Annotated in this window: 21 protein-coding genes and 2 riboswitches; of the genes, 19 read left to right on the top strand and 2 right to left on the bottom strand. The window is 36.6% G+C overall.

Annotated elements, in window-relative coordinates; translation table 11 throughout:
- The first annotated feature begins 6 nt into the window (after window positions 1–6).
- The 10 genes from hisD to AC1DMU_RS08940 all read left to right on the top strand — a co-directional run bounded on the left by hisD (window position 7) and on the right by AC1DMU_RS08940 (window position 6,975).
- Entirely contained in the window at window positions 7–1,296 is a 1,290-nt protein-coding gene (gene hisD / locus AC1DMU_RS08985) for a histidinol dehydrogenase (RefSeq protein ID WP_088062648.1), read from the top strand.
- Entirely contained in the window at window positions 1,296–1,880 is a 585-nt protein-coding gene (gene hisB, locus AC1DMU_RS08980) for an imidazoleglycerol-phosphate dehydratase HisB (RefSeq protein WP_001206365.1), read from the top strand. The genes hisD and hisB overlap by 1 nt, the downstream gene beginning before the upstream one ends.
- Window positions 1,881–2,510 carry an imidazole glycerol phosphate synthase subunit HisH gene (hisH, locus tag AC1DMU_RS08975; RefSeq protein WP_088062650.1) on the top strand — a complete coding sequence of 210 codons (630 nt, stop codon included), beginning with the start codon at window positions 1,881–1,883 and terminating at the stop codon, window positions 2,508–2,510.
- Complete coding sequence (gene hisA, locus AC1DMU_RS08970; RefSeq protein WP_000402304.1) at window positions 2,483–3,202, top strand: 1-(5-phosphoribosyl)-5-[(5-phosphoribosylamino)methylideneamino]imidazole-4-carboxamide isomerase; 720 nt, start codon at window positions 2,483–2,485, stop codon at window positions 3,200–3,202. The genes hisH and hisA overlap by 28 nt, the downstream gene beginning before the upstream one ends.
- A complete protein-coding gene (hisF, locus tag AC1DMU_RS08965; protein ID WP_088062652.1) occupies window positions 3,196–3,954 on the top strand; it encodes an imidazoleglycerol phosphate synthase cyclase subunit in 759 nt (252 codons plus the stop codon). Before hisA ends, hisF begins: the two co-directional genes overlap by 7 nt.
- Window positions 3,951–4,256, top strand: a complete 306-nt coding sequence (hisI, locus tag AC1DMU_RS08960; RefSeq protein ID WP_087985503.1) for a phosphoribosyl-AMP cyclohydrolase — start codon at window positions 3,951–3,953, stop codon at window positions 4,254–4,256. The genes hisF and hisI (AC1DMU_RS08960) overlap by 4 nt, the downstream gene beginning before the upstream one ends.
- Before the next feature lie 10 nt (window positions 4,257–4,266).
- A complete protein-coding gene (gene hisI / locus AC1DMU_RS08955; protein WP_088608743.1) occupies window positions 4,267–4,590 on the top strand; it encodes a phosphoribosyl-ATP pyrophosphatase in 324 nt (107 codons plus the stop codon).
- A gap of 13 nt (window positions 4,591–4,603) precedes the next feature.
- Window positions 4,604–5,623, top strand: a complete 1,020-nt coding sequence (locus tag AC1DMU_RS08950; RefSeq protein WP_088062656.1) for a histidinol phosphate phosphatase domain-containing protein — start codon at window positions 4,604–4,606, stop codon at window positions 5,621–5,623.
- A 67-nt stretch (window positions 5,624–5,690) separates the two neighbouring features.
- Window positions 5,691–5,858, top strand: a complete 168-nt coding sequence (locus AC1DMU_RS08945) for a YozQ family protein (protein WP_087985505.1) — start codon at window positions 5,691–5,693, stop codon at window positions 5,856–5,858.
- Between the two features lie 145 nt (window positions 5,859–6,003).
- Entirely contained in the window at window positions 6,004–6,975 is a 972-nt protein-coding gene (locus tag AC1DMU_RS08940) for an NAD(P)-dependent oxidoreductase (protein ID WP_088062658.1), read from the top strand.
- Between the two features lie 29 nt (window positions 6,976–7,004).
- On the opposite strand, the gene pssA is transcribed toward AC1DMU_RS08940, so the two are convergent.
- Window positions 7,005–7,706 carry a CDP-diacylglycerol--serine O-phosphatidyltransferase gene (gene pssA, locus AC1DMU_RS08935; protein WP_000285422.1) on the bottom strand — a complete coding sequence of 234 codons (702 nt, stop codon included), beginning with the start codon at window positions 7,704–7,706 and terminating at the stop codon, window positions 7,005–7,007.
- Window positions 7,707–7,888: 182 nt separating this feature from the next.
- The gene (locus AC1DMU_RS08930; RefSeq protein ID WP_088062660.1) at window positions 7,889–9,775 is read right to left on the bottom strand and encodes an LTA synthase family protein; all 1,887 of its coding nucleotides are present in this window, start codon (window positions 9,773–9,775) and stop codon (window positions 7,889–7,891) included.
- A gap of 254 nt (window positions 9,776–10,029) precedes the next feature.
- On the opposite strand from AC1DMU_RS08930, the gene AC1DMU_RS08925 reads away from it, so the two are divergent.
- The 9 genes from AC1DMU_RS08925 (at window position 10,030) to cobA (ending at window position 17,913) form a co-directional block, all read left to right on the top strand.
- Window positions 10,030–10,425 (top strand): DUF3888 domain-containing protein, encoded by a 396-nt coding sequence (locus AC1DMU_RS08925; protein WP_001228833.1) that lies wholly within the window; start codon window positions 10,030–10,032, stop codon window positions 10,423–10,425.
- Between the two features lie 89 nt (window positions 10,426–10,514).
- Window positions 10,515–10,696: riboswitch (Lysine riboswitch) on the top strand.
- Between the two features lie 180 nt (window positions 10,697–10,876).
- A complete protein-coding gene (gene lysA / locus AC1DMU_RS08920) occupies window positions 10,877–12,193 on the top strand; it encodes a diaminopimelate decarboxylase (protein ID WP_000280662.1) in 1,317 nt (438 codons plus the stop codon).
- Between the two features lie 116 nt (window positions 12,194–12,309).
- Window positions 12,310–12,418: riboswitch (SAM riboswitch) on the top strand.
- Between the two features lie 72 nt (window positions 12,419–12,490).
- Entirely contained in the window at window positions 12,491–12,634 is a 144-nt protein-coding gene (locus tag AC1DMU_RS08915) for a YezD family protein (RefSeq protein ID WP_000116163.1), read from the top strand.
- 86 nt (window positions 12,635–12,720) lie between these two features.
- A complete protein-coding gene (locus AC1DMU_RS08910; RefSeq protein WP_075308704.1) occupies window positions 12,721–13,425 on the top strand; it encodes a phosphoadenylyl-sulfate reductase in 705 nt (234 codons plus the stop codon).
- Between the two features lie 38 nt (window positions 13,426–13,463).
- A complete protein-coding gene (gene sat, locus AC1DMU_RS08905) occupies window positions 13,464–14,600 on the top strand; it encodes a sulfate adenylyltransferase (protein ID WP_088062662.1) in 1,137 nt (378 codons plus the stop codon).
- 12 nt (window positions 14,601–14,612) lie between these two features.
- The gene (gene cysC, locus AC1DMU_RS08900; protein ID WP_048561381.1) at window positions 14,613–15,206 is read left to right on the top strand and encodes an adenylyl-sulfate kinase; all 594 of its coding nucleotides are present in this window, start codon (window positions 14,613–14,615) and stop codon (window positions 15,204–15,206) included.
- An 11-nt stretch (window positions 15,207–15,217) separates the two neighbouring features.
- A complete protein-coding gene (locus AC1DMU_RS08895) occupies window positions 15,218–16,840 on the top strand; it encodes a nitrite/sulfite reductase (protein ID WP_088062664.1) in 1,623 nt (540 codons plus the stop codon).
- A 10-nt stretch (window positions 16,841–16,850) separates the two neighbouring features.
- Complete coding sequence (locus tag AC1DMU_RS08890; RefSeq protein WP_000366913.1) at window positions 16,851–17,051, top strand: DUF3906 family protein; 201 nt, start codon at window positions 16,851–16,853, stop codon at window positions 17,049–17,051.
- A gap of 85 nt (window positions 17,052–17,136) precedes the next feature.
- Complete coding sequence (gene cobA, locus AC1DMU_RS08885; RefSeq protein WP_088062666.1) at window positions 17,137–17,913, top strand: uroporphyrinogen-III C-methyltransferase; 777 nt, start codon at window positions 17,137–17,139, stop codon at window positions 17,911–17,913.

The raw sequence follows: 17,913 nt of genomic DNA, 5'->3' as shown, positions 1-17,913 counted from the left end.
CTTGTAATGGAGATAGTTTGTGAAGATTTTCAAAAGGCGTTATCGAAAATAAAATTGCTACGAGAAAACGCTAATATAATAGAAGAAACTGTTCAAAGAAGTGTAAGCGAAATCGTTCGAAAGGTAAGGAAGAGTACGGATGAGGCTCTATCTTTTTATACCAAAAAGTTTGATGGTGTGGAGATTAAAGAGTTTCGTGTAAGTGAGGAAGAAATAAAACGAGCGGGTATGTTTGTAGAGAATTCATTTTTAGAAGCGTTACAAGAGGCGAAGAAAAACATTATTTCTTATCACGAAAAGCAAAAAAGGCAATCCATGTTCGATTGCACGAGTGAAGGCATTATTAGAGGGCAAATCATTCGGCCGTTAGAAAATATAGGGGTATATGTGCCGGGCGGAACTGCTTCGTATCCTTCGTCAGTATTAATGAATGTATTGCCAGCAAAACTCGCTGGTGTGAAAAAGATTGTAATGGTAACACCACCAAGGCAAGGGGGGATTGATCCACATATTTTAGTTGCTGCAAGCCTTGCAGGAGTAGATGAAATTTATACGATAGGTGGTGCGCAAGCAATTGCTGCTTTAGCATATGGGACGGAATCGATTCCAAAAGTGGATAAAATAGTTGGACCAGGAAATTTGTACGTCGCTCTGGCGAAACGAGAAGTATACGGAATAGTAAATATCGATATGATTGCTGGACCGTCAGAAATTGTAGTTATTGCTGATGAAACCGGTAATGCAAAATATATCGCTGCTGATTTATTATCACAAGCAGAACATGACGAGAGAGCAACAGCAATTTGTATTACAACGAATATAGAGTTAGCAAAAGAAGTAGAAAGAGAGATAGAAAGACAGCTAGAAACATTACCAAGAAGCGAAATTGCACGTGAATCGATAAATAGAAATGGAGCTATCTTTATCGTTCCTTCTTTAGATGAGGCGCTACAATTATCGAATGAAATCGCTCCAGAACATTTAGAGTTACATATAAAAGAACCGATGAATGCTCTAGCTTATGTGAAACATGCAGGATCTATCTTTCTTGGTCCATATGCACCGGAACCGCTCGGTGATTATTTAGCAGGACCGAATCACGTGTTACCGACAAGTGGAACGGCAAGGTTTTTCTCACCGTTATCAGTCGATGATTTCGTGAAAAAATCAAGCTTTCTGTCTTATACGGAGGAAGCGTTAAGAGATGTACAACATCATATTGTAGAACTTGCCAATAAAGAAGGATTACATGCGCATGCGAGAGCAATTCAAATAAGATTTGAGGAGGAAGAATAATGCGTGAGTGCAGTCAAATACGTGAGACGACAGAAACAAAAATCAAATTAAGTTTGCAGCTTGATGAAGGCAAGAACGTTTCTGTACAAACGGGAGTTGGATTTTTTGATCATATGCTAACTTTATTTGCAAGGCATGGAAGATTCGGTTTACAAGTGGAGGCGGAAGGCGATGTATTCGTTGATGCGCATCATACAGTTGAAGATGTTGGAATTGTACTCGGAAATTGTTTGAAAGAAGCATTGCAAAATAAAGAGGGGATTAACCGTTATGGCTCCGCATATGTACCGATGGATGAATCTTTAGGTTTTGTCGCAATTGATATTAGCGGGCGCTCATATATTGTATTTCAAGGAGAATTAACGAATCCGAAGCTAGGGGATTTTGATACAGAACTAACAGAAGAATTTTTTAGAGCAGTTGCTCATGCTGCCAATATTACATTACACGCTCGCATTTTATACGGAAGCAATACACATCACAAAGTTGAAGCGTTATTTAAAGCGTTTGGTAGAGCGCTTAGAGAAGCAGTCGAAAGAAATGCCAGCATTACTGGTGTAAATTCCACGAAAGGGATGTTGTAATTGATTGCTATTATAGATTATGGAATGGGAAATATTCGCAGTGTGGAACAAGCATTACAATATATTGGAGCAGAGTACATCGTAACGGGTGATAAAGAAAAGATTTTTAGAAGTGATGGAGTGATCTTACCAGGAGTAGGTGCATTTCCGAAAGCGATGGATGTAATGGAAGAAAAAAATTTAGTGCGTGTGTTAAAAGAAGTCGGGTGTTCAGGAAAACCGCTTCTGGGCATTTGCCTAGGGATGCAGCTTTTATTTGAAAAAAGTGAGGAACTACAAAACTGTAACGGATTAAGTTTATTGCCAGGTGTTATTCGAAAGTTAAAGGTTCCTTATAAAATTCCACATATGGGATGGAATGAGTTAAAGAAAGAGGGAGAAATAGCACTTTGGAATGGAGTAGAGGACGGTTCTTTCGTATATTATGTTCACTCTTATTATGCAGATTGTCCAAATGAAATTGTGTATGGGATAAGTGAATATGGAGTGAAAGTACCTGGTTTTGTAGCAAAAGGAAATATATACGGCGCACAGTTTCATCCTGAAAAAAGCGGTGACATTGGAATGCAAATGTTGAAAAATTTCAAAGGGGTGGTAGAGGCATGGAAATCTTCCCAGCTATCGATTTAAAAGAGGGGCGATGCGTTAGACTTTATCAAGGAGAGTTTAGTAAAGAAACAGTAATGAATGAAGATCCGGTTGCGCAAGCGATTATATTCGAAAAATTGGGAGCGAAAAAGTTGCACATTGTTGATTTAGATGGCGCAATTGCTGGCGAGTCAGTAAATTTGCTCGTTATTGAAAGAATATGCAAGGCAGTACGTATTCCTGTGCAAGTTGGAGGAGGAATTCGATCACTTGTAGCGGTAGAGAAGTTATTGTCAGTAGGTGTAGATAAAGTGATTTTAGGAACAGCTGCTCTTTATGATAAGGAATTTTTAGAAGAAGCAGTTCTTCTATATAAAGAGAAAATCATTGTTGGAATTGATGCGAAAAATGGTTTCGTAGCAACGAGAGGCTGGCTTGATGTGTCTGAAATTTCTTACATTGATTTAGCAAAGCAAATGGAGAATGTAGGTGTTCAAACGATTGTGTTTACAGACATTTCGAAAGACGGGACGCTTGCAGGACCGAATTTAGAGCAATTGGAGTTACTACAAAAAAGCGTGAGCATTCGTCTTATTGCTTCTGGAGGAGTGGCATCTATTCAAGATGTGAAAAAATTAAATGATATGAATATATACGGCGTCATAATTGGTAAGGCTCTTTATGAGAAAACGATTGATTTAGAAGAAGTGTTAGAGGTAACAAAGTTATGTTAGCGAAACGCATTATTCCATGTCTAGATGTGAAAGAGGGTCGAGTCGTAAAGGGTGTAAATTTTATAGGGTTACAAGACGTCGGTGATCCTGTTGAAATAGCCGCTTTATATAATGAGGCGGGAGCAGATGAGATTGTATTTTTAGATATTACGGCAACGCATGAAGGACGAAAAACAATTATAGATGTTGTAGAAAAAACAGCTTCGAAAGTATTTATTCCTCTTACAGTTGGCGGGGGAATTTCAAGTGTTAAAGATATGTACAATTTACTAAGAGCTGGAGCGGATAAAGTTTCAATCAACTCAGCGGCAGTGCGAAATCCAGAGCTAATTGAAGAAGGGGCAAAACACTTTGGCTCACAATGTATTGTCGTAGCAATTGATGCTAGAAAAGTAGCAGAAGAAAAGTGGAATGTTTATGTGAACGGCGGAAGAGTTGATACGGGTATGGATGCAATCGGGTGGGCAAAACGCATTGCCGAGCTAGGGGCAGGCGAAATTTTGTTAACGAGTATGGATGCAGATGGAACGAAAAACGGGTATGATCTTCGTTTAACAGAAGAAATTTCAAAAAGCGTTTCCGTACCAGTCATCGCGTCAGGCGGATGTGGTCACGTTGATCACATTATAGAAGTTTTTCAAAAGACAACAGTTGATGCAGCACTTGCGGCATCCATCTTTCATTATGGTGAGGCGACAGTGCAGGACGTAAAGAGAAAATTAAGAAATGCAAATGTTGAGGTGCGGTTATGAAACCTAACTTTTCAAAAGGATTATTACCAGCAGTTGTAATTGAAGAAGGGACAAAAGAAGTTTTAATGCTAGCTTATATGAATGAAGAAGCATATGAAAAAACGCTAGAAACGAAAAGAACATGTTTTTATTCTCGTTCAAGACAATCGTTATGGAATAAAGGAGAAACATCAGGAAATGTCCAATATGTGCAATCTCTTTATTTAGATTGTGATCAAGATTCAATTGTTGTTGTCGTAAAGCAAGTGGGACCTGCTTGTCATACAGGAGAGAAAACATGTTTTCACTATCAAATTATATAGGGGGATACATATGGAAAATGCCTTTAAATTACTATTTGAAACAATTGAAGAACGAAAGGGAAATCCACTTCCTGAATCGTATACAAATTATTTATTTTCAAAAGGAGAAGATAAAATTTTAAAGAAAATTGGTGAAGAATGCACGGAAGTAATTATCGCATCTAAAAATAATGACAAAGAAGAATTAGTGAAAGAAATGGTTGATGTATTGTATCACTGCTTTGTTTTATTAGCTGAAAAAAATATATCATTAGAAGATGTTATGGAGGAAGTGACAGAAAGAAAAGGGAAGCTTTCGCGAGTAGGGGACAGAAGTGAAATAGATACATTATAAGGGGGAAATGTAGATGAAGGTGGATTATCACATTCATTTAGAAGAAGGGCCATATTCAATAGGATGGCTAGCTAAAATAAATGAAGTGTTACAACATTATGAACCACTTAAAGAAGAGAAACATTCTATGGAATGGCTTGTGAAAACACAAGAACGCCTGCAAAGACGTGTGAAAGAAGGGCCATTTACAATGAAATGGATTGATTTATATTTAGAAGAAGCTTTGCAAAAAGGTATAAAAGAAGTTGGTATTGTCGATCATTTATACCGTTTTTATGAAGCGAAAGAATACTATGAAAGGTATGTCGATATTAGTGATTCGAGGCTTGGTCGTTTACAGAAGGAATGGTTAGACCAAGTAAGGGTAACATCACTACATGATTTTACAAAGGCAATTGAAGAGGCGAAAGAACGGTGGAGTAAAAGAGGTGTTACGCTTAAACTTGGAATTGAAGCGGATTATTTTATTGGTGGTGAACAAGAATTACAATCTTTACTCGCATTAGGAGATTTTGATTATGTAATTGGTTCTGTTCATTTTTTAAATGGCTGGGGATTTGATAATCCAGATACGAAAGAATATTTTAAGGAACATGACTTATATGTTTTATATGATACGTTTTTCAAAACGGTTGAGTGTGCAGTTCGCTCTAATTTATTTGATATTATAGCTCATCTTGATAACATAAAAGTATTTAATTATCGGTTAGATGAAAATGAACAACTTTCTTATTATAAGGAAATTGCGCGTGCGTTAGTAGAAACAAATACGGCAACGGAAATAAATGCAGGATTGTACTATCGCTATCCTGTACGCGAAATGTGTCCGAGTCCGCTATATTTACAAGTACTAGCTAAGCATGGCGTTCCAGTTACTCTCTCCTCAGATGCTCATTATCCGAATGATTTAGGGAAATATGTGGAAGAGGATATAAAGACGTTACGTAATCATGATATTTCTCACATAGCTACATTTACGAAACGAGTAAGAACGATGAGATTACTGGAAGAAGAAGTAACAATTTCAAAATGATCACGATTTTTTGATGAAAACCACCCTTTTTGTTCAAAATAAGAAAGAATAAAAAGGAGGGTAAGAAATGGCGAAACAACAAAATAAACAAAATGTACAAGGTGCACAACAACAAGCTTATACTTCTGAAACGAATGCTACATCTCAATCCGTTATTGAGGAACAAATTAGTGATACAGTTGCAGAGGGAACGATCGATGTGAAGCTTGGAAAACAATCGCAAGAAAAAGCATAAGAAGAGGGGGAGACTTGCATCTCCTCTTTTTTTGTGGAAAAGTGTCGATTTTCAAAACTATAATCAAATTCCTTGGTTTTTATATGTGGATTTCTTACAATAAAAGATAAGAGATATCTTATTTTCTATAGAAGAGGTGTTAGTAGTGGCAAAAATATTAGTAGCAGGGAAAATTCCAGCAATCGGATTAGAACTATTAAAGGATCATGATGTAGAAATGTACGATAAAGAGGCGTTAATTTCTTTAGATGAATTAACAGATCGTGTAAAAGACAAAGATGCATTGTTAAGCCTACTTTCTACAAAGGTGACAAAAGAAGTGATTGATGCGGCACCTAATTTGAAGATTGTTGCAAACTATGGTGCTGGTTACGACAATATTGATTACACGTATGCGGGTGAAAAAGGAACTGTAGTATCGAATACACCGAAAGTATCAACTGAAGCTACTGCAGAACTAACATTTGCACTTCTTTTAGCAGCGGCACGTAGAATTCCGGAAGGTGATACGCTATGTCGTACAACTGGATTTAATGGATGGGCACCATTATTTTTCTTAGGCCGCGAAGTACACGGTAAAACAATTGGAATTATTGGCCTTGGAGAAATCGGAAAGGCAGTTGCAAAGCGTGCGAAAGCGTTTGGAATGAATGTTTTATATACAGGACCAAATCGAAAGCCTGAAGCTGAAAGTGAACTGGAAGCAACATATGTAACATTGGAAGAATTATTACAAACAGCAGACTTTATTACAATTAATTGTGCGTATAATCCGAAATTGCATCATATGATTGATGATGAACAGTTTAAAATGATGAAGAAAACAGCGTATATTGTAAATGCTTCACGTGGACCAATTATGAATGAAGCGGCACTTGCTCATGCATTAAAAACGAATGAAATTGAAGGAGCAGCTCTTGACGTGTTTGAATTTGAACCGAAAATTACAGAAGAGCTAAAAGGATTAAAGAATGTAGTACTTGCTCCTCACGTAGGAAATGCAACGTTCGAAACTCGTGATGCGATGGCTGAAATGGCAGTAAGAAATATTTTAGCCGTATTAAAAGGGGAAGAGCCTGTAACACCTGTAAATCAAAAAGTAGTAGTTACAAAATAAAAAGAAACCTTCCGATTCCGGAAGGTTTCTTATTTTTCTTTATTTGCTCTTTTAGATGGTCTTTGTCTAAGAAATTGAGATAGCATATACAAAATATATAGTGGAATAGCAATGAATAAGAAAACAGAAAAATTACCGAACCCTGTTTGGTACATTGTGATAATGATTCCAACTAAAAATAGTGTAATAATGATACTATATCGTGGAATTGGTACATCTTTTAAACTTGGGATACGAATGCGGCTCACCATTAAAAATGCGAACGTTACAAATACTGTAATAAGAACGATTTTTGGAATGGTATGTGAAAATAATGTTAAGAAAGCAACAAGCCCTCCCGCTGCTGTAATCGGTACGCCAGTGAAATATTTCATTGAAGTAGAAGATGGTGTTACATTAAATCGTGCTAAACGGTATGCTCCGAAAAGAGGGAATAGTCCCGCTATGTATAGTCCGATGATTCCGTAATTGGAGAAAGATGTGTAATACATGAGAACAGCAGGTGCTGCACCAAATGTTACGACATCCGCCAGCGAGTCAAGCTCTTTTCCCATTTGTGAATCAACACGTAATAAGCGAGCAACACGTCCATCAAGACTATCTAACATCATCCCGATAAGTACTAAAATAGCAGCTGATTTATAATATCCTAAAGATGCATAGCCGATTGATAAGAATCCACTATATAAATTTCCGAGCGTAAATAAGTTTGGAATAGCTGCTCTATACAAAATCTGATCCCTTGCTTTCTGTAATAAATTCTTAATTAGTTTATGAAATTTTACTTATTTTATCATACCATAAATTTCTTCCTCATACGAAAAAAATTCCCAATTTGTGAAAGATTTCATAGCGGAATGATTTGAAAAATAAGTAAAAAAAGAAGCAACTTTTATAAAAGTTGCTTCTGGCGCTATTCAAATTTCGTTGTCATTGTTCCGGTTTTATAACGATTGTTAGGATCGAAACGTAATAAGTCTCCATAAATGAGTTTGTCGGAGAGTTTCAATTCAGTTTTTGCTTTTTCAATATTTGGTTGACATAATGAAATGTCCGCTTCTTCACCTGTATTTCGTTTATAGCACATGTTTTTTGTATAAACATAGTTTTCCGAAACGAAGCTACCATCACGCATTACCATAAGTGGATCTTCTTCTTTAATAAATAGGTCAGTTCCAAATTCAACTGATTGATTTGTTTTAATACCAAGTAAATGAAGTAGCGTTGGTTTAATATCAATTTGACCAGATACTTTAGAAATGACTTTTCCTTTTTGACCAGGTACATGAATAATGAGAGGGACGCGTTGTAATTGCATAGAATCAAACGGTGTAATAGCGTCTTTACCAAGGAACTGAGCCATAGCTGCATTATGGTTTTCAGAAATACCGTAATGATCTCCATAAATGACAATAACGGAATTATCATACAGTCCTTCCTCTTTTAATTGTTTAATAAATAGTTTAAGAGCTTCATCCGTGTAACGAACGGTTGGGAAGTAGCGGTTTACAACACCACTTTCCGAATTAAACTCATCAACATATTGATCTTCTGGATTTAGAAGAAATGGAAAATGATTTGTTAAAGTAATAAATTTTGTATAGAACGGTTGTGGTAAAGATTTTAGCTTTGGAATCGATTGTTCAAAGAACCCTTTATCTTTTAATCCCCAACCGACAGACATTTGTTCTGTGCCTACGTAATCATTTAAATTAAAGTAACGATCATATCCAAGTGCAGGATACATTACATCACGATTCCAAAACGTTTTATCGTTTGAATGGAAGACAGCAGAAGAATATCCGTATTTTTTTAATTGTTCTGGTGTAGCTGTATATTCATTTGTTGCGTGAGTAAAGAATACAGAACCGCGGTCTAACGGATAAAGTGAATTTTCAACGATAAATTCAGCATCAGAAGTTTTACCTTGTCCCGTTTGATGATAGAAGTTATCGAAATAAAAACTATCTTTAATAAATTCATTTAAAAATGGAGTGATTTCTTTTCCATTTATTTTTTTATTAATAACAAAACTTTGTGTAGATTCCATTGAAATCAAAATTACATTTTTACCTTTTGCAGCTCCAAATAAGTTTTTATCAACTTGCTTATCTTTTGAGTCTGTATAGTTTTTAATTTCAGAGAACCCGTCACCACTTGCAAATACACGTTCAGCCGAAGATTTAGATTGAAGTGTAATATCAAATAGATGATATGTGTATAAACCTAAATTTTTCACGACAGTTTGACGATCAAATGAGCGTGAGAACATTTGTGGCTTATAAATAACTGAAACGACAATTTGTAATGCTAATAGAGCTGTTACACCGCTAAAGAAAGTTCGCTTCTCAGAGCGAGAAAGTGGCGTCTTGTCGCAAAATGCTGGGAATTTACGTGAAAGAAACATTAAAATAATTGCATCTGCAAATAAAAGTAATGTTTTGTACGTAAAGAGTTCTTTTATACTTGTCCCTAAATCAGCCATATTATTTGTTTGAAATAAAACTGGGAACGTAACGAAATCGTTATAAAACCCATAAAACATTGCATTTCCAAATAAAATAAAGGACAGTATAAAACTGATTCCAACTATAATACGGTTTCGGTGTTTAGATGCAAGTAAAGCAAAACCGAAAAATAAAAGTAACGCAGCTAGTGGATTAATAAAAAGCATAAATTCTTCAAAGAAGTTATCAATTTTAATATCAAATGCTAGCTTGTACACAATATATGTTTTTATCCATAATAAAACGACTGCAACGAGTGCAAATCGCAGTTTTGGAAACAGACGTTGTAGCATAATATACTCCTCTCCTAAAAAGCATGACAGTTCTTGTGAGCCGGTTTGATTAGCGCCTCATTTTATATATACGAACAGTCCTTTGTTATTATGTTTATTATACTATGAGTATCATTATACGAAAATAAAAGAGAGTTGTGGACTTTTTTATAATAATTGAGTAGAAAAAGGGCAGTGGGAGACAATAAAACGGAGTTTCTATGTATGATAATTATCGTGCGCAGAAAGAATCGTGTAATAATACGGAGGTTATAATGCGAAAATTATTATATTTTATAGTATGCAGTAGTGTTATACTTTTTGCTTCACCGAGTGTGTCGGTAGCCCAATATGATGCACCTCTTATGGAAGATGCCCTTTATTCTGTTTTATTTCCGAAAATAAATAAAGCAATTGAAAAACAATATGGGAGCTTGAAGCCTTATCAATGTCCTAAAATTATTAGTTTAAAAAAAGTGTATAGCGGTACATATTTATTTCAAGCAAGTATTGAAGTAACGAAGTATGAACGAGTTGCTGGGAAAATTGCTCCACCATTTGAGAAGGTAACGATTACATTTAATAATGAAGAAGGCGAATGGGAAGTGTCAAAGATTTCAGTAAAGCGCTTACCAAATGATACGAAATTAAACTGTAAAAAAACAATATAAAAAATTGTTTGACAAATAAAATGGTCCTTTGGTATTGTTAATAGCAACAATTAGATGTTTGAAAATTAAATAGACTTACCTCATCTACTCTCAAAGGTAGAGGCCGCGATAGGAAAGAGTAAGCTATGGGAGATTTAATGGAATCTGTGATCATAGGTTGAAAGGGACTATTGCCGAAATATAAGAATAACCATCTTATTCATATATTGGGACTGCATTGAATAAATGTAGTACTGTCATAATATTTATTTTATGGAGAGCTATTTGGAGATGTTGATGCGGTTTCTTATTTTGAGGAGATAACAACTCGTTTATTTTTTCAATATATATTTTTCCTAATAAGAAACGCGTGTGAACATTGTTCCGCGCGTTTTTTGTCTATCTAAAAGCGTGCTGCAATGAATAGAAGATTGGGGTTATGAGTTTTAGAGGAAATAAGGGAGGAATTCAAATGTATTTACACGGCACGAGCCGAATCAATGGGCAAGGACACTTAGAAATTGGAGGATGCGATACGACGCAGCTAGCAAAACAATACGGAACACCACTTTATGTATACGATGAAGAGTCAATTCGAGGAAAGTGCCGCGCGTTTCATCGTGCGTTTAAAGAAAGTGGTTTCTCTTATCAAGTAGCATATGCAAGCAAGGCGTTCTTGTGCATGGAGATGTGCCGAGTGGCTCGTGAAGAGAATATGTCATTAGATGTTGTTTCTGGAGGAGAATTATATACTGCGCTGCAAGCAGGATTTCCGGCATCACGCATTCATTTTCACGGCAATAATAAAACAGAAGAAGAAATTGTGATGGCTCTTCAGGCGAATATTGGTTGTTTTGTCGTAGATAATTTCTTGGAATTAGAAATTTTGCATGATTTAGCAGTGCAACATGGGAAATTTGTGAACATATTAATTCGTGTAACGCCCGGAGTAGAGGCGCACACACATGAATATATTACAACAGGCCAAGATGATTCGAAATTTGGATTTGGCGTGTCAAATGGTCAAGCGATGCAAGTAATTGAGATTGCTTTACAAAAATCAAATTATAATGTGTTAGGAATTCATTCACATATCGGATCACAAATATTTGAAACGGCCGGCTTTGTGCGAGCGATTGAAGTTCTTCGTCAATTTTTAGAACAAGTGAGAGAGCGAACAAACTATGTAGTAAAAGTGCTAAATGTAGGCGGAGGATTCGGAATACGCTACACAGAGTCAGATACACCATTAACTCTTGAGACATATGTGCGAGCTGTAACAAGTGCTGTGAGGGAACAATTTACAGTATGTAATTATCCCCTGCCAGAAATATGGGTTGAACCAGGCCGTAGTATTGTAGGGGATGCTGGAACGACAATTTATACAGTCGGATCTGTGAAAGATATTCCTGGTATTCGGAAATATGTATCAGTGGATGGTGGGATGACTGATAATTTAAGACCTGCTTTATATAACGCTCGTTATGAAGCGATGTTAGCGAATCGAGGGAATGATGAGAATGAGGAACTTGTCTCGATTGCTGGGAAGTGCTGTGAGAGTGGAGATATGTTAATTTGGGATATCACTCTACCGAAAGTTGCTTCAGCCGATTTATTAGCAATTTCTTGTACAGGGGCATATGGATACTCGATGGCGAATAATTATAATCGGATTCGTAGACCAGCTGTCGTCTTCGCGAAAGGCGGCACATCACAAATTGTTGTAGAGCGTGAAACATATGAAAATATTATTGGGAACGATCGCATACGTATTAAAGAACTTGTGTGAATGGGAAAAAGGAGTTGTTCGGATGGGCAATTCCTTTTTTATAAAACAAAATAATTAAAATATATCGGAAAACTAGGATTGAAAAAAATCAGAATTGTGATAAAATACAAATACAAAGCTTATCAAGAGAAGCGGAGGGAACTGGCCCGAAGAAGCTCGGCAACCTGCTTATAGAAAGCAAGGTGCTAAATCCAGCAAAATGGAATCCATTTTGAAAGATAAGGTAAAATATATTACCGAACAGTCTTTTCGAAATGGGAAAGATTTTTTTTATGAATAAAAAGGGGGGCTGTTCGCGTGAGCGTACGGGAACATTTTGAGGAAGTATCTGAGAAAATTCAAGCGATGCTTGCTGATATGAAATATGGTTCAATTACAATTGTTGTGCAAGATGGGAAAGTCATTCAATTAGAGAAAAGTGAAAAGGTACGTTTAAAGTAAAAAGCGCTGACTAGAAAAACTAGAGGCGGTTTTAACCTATTATATTAGGTTAAAACCGTCTTTTTGCTTTTACAGGGGGAAAGAACATGTTGACGTATGAAACGTGGGAAGAAAATAATGTTTCATTTTCAGAAGAAGATGAAACGAAAGGCGCGCTATCTGTATTAAGTTGGGCTTATAAAGAATATAAAAGTGAAATTGTATACGCATGTAGCTTCGGAGTGGAAGGGATGGTATTGCTGCATCTTATAAACCAAGTAAATCCATCTGCTAAAGTTGTATTTTTAGATACGAATGTTCATTTTCAAGAAACGTATGAATTAATTCAAAAAGTGCGGAAACGATTTCCTTCATTAAATATTATAGAAAAACAGCCGGAACTTACGCTTGATGAACAAGCGAAGTTGCATGGTGAGAAATTATGGGAAAGTAATCCGAATCTTTGTTGTAAAATTAGAAAAATTTTACCGTTAGAAAAATCATTAGCAGCGGAAAAAGCTTGGATATCGGGCTTAAGGAGGGAACAATCAGAAACACGTAAGCATACAAAGTTTATAAATCAAGATCATCGCTTTCAATCTATTAAAGTTTGTCCACTCATTCATTGGACGTGGAAAGAAGTGTGGCGATATGTATACAAACATAGCTTACCGTATAACCCGCTGCATGATGTTGGATATCCAAGTATTGGGTGTGAGAAGTGTACGTTACCTGTAGGTGAGGGTGGCGATTCGAGAGATGGTAGGTGGTCTGGGAAAGTGAAAACAGAATGTGGTCTTCATTACCAATAAGATGAATTTGAAAATAAAGCTAAGAGAGGAAATAGAAAATGAGTACAAGAAACGAATTAATAAATCGTATAGACGAGACTTACGACGTATCACAAATCGAAAAAGAAATTGAACTAGACAACATTGCGTTAAGTGATTTAGAGCTATTAGCGACAGGGGGATATAGCCCACTTACTGGTTTTTTAGGAAAGAAAGATTATGATTCGGTCGTAGAAACGCTTCGCTTAGCAAACGGGAGCATATGGAGTATACCGATTACATTACCAGTAACAGAAGAAGTAGCAGAGAGTCTAAAAGCTGGAGAGGAAGTAAAACTTGTTAATGCTGAAAATGTATATGGTGTCATTCAAATAGAAGATATTTTTGTGCCTGACAAGGAAAAAGAAGCGTTACTTGTGTATAAAACGACGGATGAGGCTCATCCAGGAGTGAAAAAATTATATGAACGACCGAACGTTTATGTCGGGGGAGCTATTATTCTTACAAAACGCTTTGAAAATAATCCGTTTCCTTCTTATCATTTAGATCCAATTGAAACGAGAGAAGAATTTAAAAAACGTGGTTGGAAAACAGTGGTTGGATTTCAAACGAGAAATCCGGTACATCGTGCCCATGAATACATTCAAAAATCTGCCCTTGAAATTGTAGATGGTCTCTTTTTAAATCCACTCGTTGGGGAAACGAAATCGGACGATATTCCTGCTGATGTAAGGATGGAAAGCTATGAAGTATTACTTCAAAACTATTATCCGAAAGATCGTGTCTTTTTAGGTGTATTTCCTGCAGCAATGCGTTACGCAGGACCGAGGGAAGCGATATTCCATGCAATAGTCAGAAAGAATTTTGGATGCACCCACTTTATCGTAGGACGTGATCATGCAGGAGTAGGAGATTATTACGGGACTTATGAAGCACAAGAAATTTTTACAAACTTTACAGTGGAAGAGTTAGGGATTACACCATTATTTTTTGAACATAGTTTTTACTGCACGAAGTGTGAAGCGATGGCTTCGACGAAAACATGCCCACACGGAAAAGAGGATCATGTCATTTTATCAGGTACGAAAGTAAGAGAACTATTAAGAAACGGTGAGGTTCCGCCGAGTACATTTAGTCGTAAAGAAGTAGTGGAAGTGCTAATTAAAGGTTTGAAAAAAGAAGTAGTAACAGAATAGGGAGAGAATGACATGGATACGAATATTACTTGGCATACAGCATCTGTTTCAAAAGATGAGAGAAGAGTAAGAAATGGGCATCATAGTTTTGTAGTTTGGTTTACTGGTCTATCAGCTTCAGGTAAATCTACGGTGGCGAACGCGGTTGCTCGTAAACTATTTGAAAAGAATATTGGAAACTATGTACTAGATGGAGATAATGTACGCCACGGTTTAAATAAAGACTTAGGTTTTTCTGAAAGTGATCGTATGGAAAATATAAGACGGATTGGTGAAGTGGCGAAGCTATTTGTAGATCAAGGTACTGTTGTTCTTACAGCGTTTATTTCACCGTTTCGAGTAGACCGAAAACAAGTTAGAGATCTATTAGCAGCAGATGAGTTTATAGAAGTGTTTGTAAAATGTCCAATTGAAGAGTGTGAAAAACGTGATCCAAAAGGGTTATACAAAAAGGCAAGACAGGGTGATATTAAAGAGTTTACTGGTGTTGATTCACCGTATGAGGAGCCAGAGAAAGCAGAGTTAATTGTAGAAACGCACAAGTATTCTATTGAAGAATGTGCAGAACAAATCGTGAAGTACTTACAAGAGCGTAGTTTTATATAGGGGGATAAAAAATGAGTTATGAAAAAGTATGGGCTAACAATGAAAAATTAAATCAGACTGAGAAAAATAAATTGAAAAAAGATGGATTGGAAATCTTTAATGATATTCCTTACTATGCAGAAAATGGCTTCGAATCTATTCCGAAAGAAGAGTGGGACGCATTCAAATGGGCAGGGTTATATTTACAAAGACCGAAAGAAGCTGGATATTTTATGATGCGTGTAAATATTCCTTCAGGGATTATTACGAATGCACAGGCAGAAGTGCTTGCTTCTATCGCTGAGGATTATGGGCGTGACGTAATAGATATTACGACAAGACAGGCGATTCAGTTTCATTGGTTAGAAATTCATCAAATTCCAGATATTTTTAAAAGATTAGCAAGAGTTGGGTTATCTTCAGCGGGGGCGTGTGGTGATATAACGCGTAATATTACAGGGAATCCACTTGCTGGTATTGATGCAAATGAACTGTTTGATACAACGGGTATTGTGAAAGAGGTATATGATTATTTTCAACATAATGAAGAGTTTTCTAACTTACCGCGTAAATTTAAAATGTCTATTAGTTCTAACATTTATAATTCAGCAAACGCAGAGATTAACTGTGTTGCATTTACACCTGCAACGAAAGAGATAGATGGTGAGAAAAAAGTTGGTTTTCATATAAAAGTAGGCGGTGGATTATCAGCCCGTCCATATTTAGCTGATGAATTAGATGTATTCGTTTTACCAGAAGAAGTGAAGGCGGTAGCAATTGCGATTGCTACGATATTCCGTGATTTTGGATACCGTGAAAAACGTCATTTAGCTCGTTTGAAATTTCTAGTTGCAGACTGGGGAGCAGAGAGATTTAAAGAGAAACTAATAGAGTATATAGGACCATTGCAAAGTAAAGGAGAAAGTGCTCTCAAAGGATGGAATGCGGGATACTTTTATGGTGTTCAAGATCAAAAACAAGATGGACTAAAATATGTAGGTTTTAATGTGCCGGTAGGACGTCTACATGCAGAAGAAATGTTTGAGATTGCAAGAATTGCTAAGCAGTATGGAAATGGACAGATTCGTACATGTAATTCGCAAAACTTCATTATTCCGAATGTTCCGCCAAAAAATGTAACAGGTTTACTAAATGAGCCGTTGTTTAAAGCCATATCAGCAAGTCCTAAATCATTTATTGGTCATGCGGTTTCCTGTACCGGTATTGAGTATTGCAATCTTGCTTTAGTAGAAACGAAAGAAAGATTACGCAAAATCGCAGAGTACTTAGATACACAAATTGCACTCGATGTTCCAGTTCGTATTCATATGGTAGGATGCCCGAATTCATGTGGGCAACGTCAAATTGCTGACATTGGATTGCAAGGGGTGAAAATGAAAACGAAGGAAAAAGGAATTGTTGAAGCATTTGAAATATACGTAGGTGGAACGCTGTTAGATGGCGGTGCTTATAACCAAAAGTTAAAAGGGAAAATAGATGGCGAGGATCTACCTGATGTACTTGCATCATTTATAAGCTATTTCAAAGAGAATAAATTACTAGCTGAAACATTTTATGATTTTGTCAGCCGTGTTGGTATAGAGACATTACAAATAGCGTTAAATACTGTGTTAGAAGAAGTAATAGCGTCTTAGGAGGGACAATATGGATTTATATCGATTTGAAGCTGTGTTAGTAAATAGTATTGTTCCGATTGTTGTTGTTGCTCAAAGTGAAGAACAGGCATTTAAGCTCGCGGAGATAGAGCTTGAAAAGCATTTTTTACCGTTACCAGAAGTAAAGGAGATTTCTCTATTTGAAAAAAAGAAGATTCGAAAAGGTGCAGCATTTGTTATTCATGAGTAGGAAAAAGGTAATACGAAATAATGAAAACTTCCATTCGTATATAAGGATGGAAGTTTCACTTTAATAGTAGAAATGAGGAGAGATGATGGGGAAGGTTTATATCGTTGGTGCAGGTCCTGGTGATCCAGATTTAATTACTGTGAAAGGGTTGAAATGTATTAAGAAGGCAGATGTTATTTTATACGACCGTCTCGTGAATAAAGAGTTGCTTTCCCATGCAAAGCCTGAAGCGGATTTAATTTATTGCGGAAAACTACCAAATTATCACACGATGAAGCAAGAGACGATTAACACGTTTCTTATTAAATATGCGAAAAAGGGAAAAGTTGTAACGAGGCTAAAGGGCGGGGATCCATTTGTATTTGGTAGAGGAGGAGAAGAAGCTGAAGCGTTAGCAAAGCAAGGGGTACCATTTGAAATCGTTCCTGGTATTTCAGCTGGAATAGCTGCTCCTGCTTATGCTGGCATTCCAGTGACACATCGTGATGCAAGTGCAAGTTTTGCTATTGTGACAGGGCATAGGAAAGAAGGTGCTGAAGAAGAAGTGAAGTGGGAAAATTTAGCGAAAGGTGTAGAGACTTTAGCTGTATATATGGGGGTTAGCAATTTACCCTACATATGTGAACAACTGATGAAGCATGGAAAAGACAAAAGTACACCTGCTGCTATTATTGAACGGGGAACGACATCAATGCAGCGCACAGTTGTTGGGACGTTAGGAACAATTGTGGATGTTGCAAAAAAAGAACAAATTCAAAATCCGAGCATGATTGTAATTGGAGAAGTGGTCCGTTTTCGAGAAAAAATCCATTGGTTTGAGAAACAGACAGAAAGTACCTATCAAGTAAGTGGAGTGTTATAA

Source organism: Bacillus sp. 01N45 (assembly GCF_056399205.1).
The sequence above is the reverse complement of the archived record's forward strand: the minus strand, read 5'-3'. Positions and strand labels throughout refer to the sequence as shown.